Origin of the sequence: Sphingomonas sp. CCH9-F2, from assembly GCF_001556735.1 — a bacterium.
GTDB lineage: Bacteria > Pseudomonadota > Alphaproteobacteria > Sphingomonadales > Sphingomonadaceae > Sphingomonas > Sphingomonas ginsenosidimutans.
Map to the genome: position 1 here is coordinate 1 of NZ_LSJO01000414.1, position 1,172 is coordinate 1,172.

Genomic DNA, 1,172 nt, shown 5'->3' on the forward strand with positions numbered 1-1,172 from the left:
CGAGTACATCACCCAAACCCGCGAGGCCTCGTCAGGCAATTAGGGGGCAACGACACCAGGCAGCTGCCGAGAATGCCCCAGCGTCGAGCGCGGTGATGCTGGCAGGAGTGGGGAACCGCTCGATGAGCGCGAGAAACCAGTCGGACCGGCTGTTGCCTGCGAAGCGGGCGATCTCGGGGAAGTACAGCGGCAGGTAGTGGGTCAGGATGCGGTGCCAGGTCTGCGTCTTCATCCTAGAGATCGTTTCGTGGGTCTTCGAGAGTTCCTGCAGGTCATTGATGCCCGCGGCGAGAGGATCGACGTAGCGCTGCGTCGCACCGATCCGCAGCATGTGCAGGATGACCTGCGCGTCCTTGGGGTCGTTCTTGTCCCAGCCATTGTGCAGCGCCTCGCGCGTTCTGGCGAGCGCGACCGACGAGATGAGGCGCAGCTCGAACCCTGCCGTCAGCAGCCGATGTGCCAGCGTGCGATGGTAATTACCCGTCGCCTCGAACCCGACAATGATAGGGCGCCCGATGGCAGCGAGTTTTTCGGCAAAGCCGTCATAGTCCTGCCTGGTTGCCATGACGGTCATCCGCCGGCGCCGGCCGCCTTCCGGTCGCTCGATGAGAACCTCCTGCCGGCTCTTGGACATATCGATAGCTACCAGCACGGCGCCGGCAGGCGTAGAGGTGAGCTTGGTCATGGTCGGTCAGCCTCCAAAGTGTTGTCTCGACAACCTCACTTTAGATACCTGCTGACCGGTCATGGCTTGCCCTGATGAAGCCTGCGGCCGCTACGCGGCCTTGTCTTCATCAGGGCCATAGCGGCTCCCAAACCAGCGCTTCCCAATGTGCTATGGCAGCGAGTTCATCGCCGCCGCCGTCCAGACCTGGCTCAGGCAGATCGGCGTGAAGACGCTCTACATCGCCCCGGGCTCGCCATGGGAGAACGGCTACAACGAGAGCTTCAACGGCTCGCTGCGGGATGAGCTGCTGAACGGCGAGATCTTCTACACCCTCGCTGAAGCCAGGGTGCTGATCGAGGCGTGGCGGCGTCACTACAACACTGTCCGACCGCACAGCAGCCTCGGCTATCGACCACCCGCCCCGGAAGCGGCGACACCGCCATTGCCGGCCTCCGGTTCCGCTTCGCTCCACCTCCGACCGGCAATGGCGGCGGAGACGACAATG

At 63.6% G+C, this 1,172-nt stretch carries 2 pseudogenes; one reads left to right on the plus strand and one right to left on the minus strand.

Features of this window, described 5'->3' with window-relative positions:
* Nucleotides 1–55 precede the first annotated feature (55 nt).
* Nucleotides 56–685, minus strand: a pseudogene (locus tag AX685_RS11840) (IS110 family transposase); the annotation flags it as partial.
* 154 nt (nucleotides 686–839) lie between these two features.
* Between AX685_RS11840 and AX685_RS11845 the strand changes: the two are divergent.
* Nucleotides 840–1,172 (plus strand): annotated as a pseudogene (locus AX685_RS11845) (integrase core domain-containing protein); the annotation flags it as partial.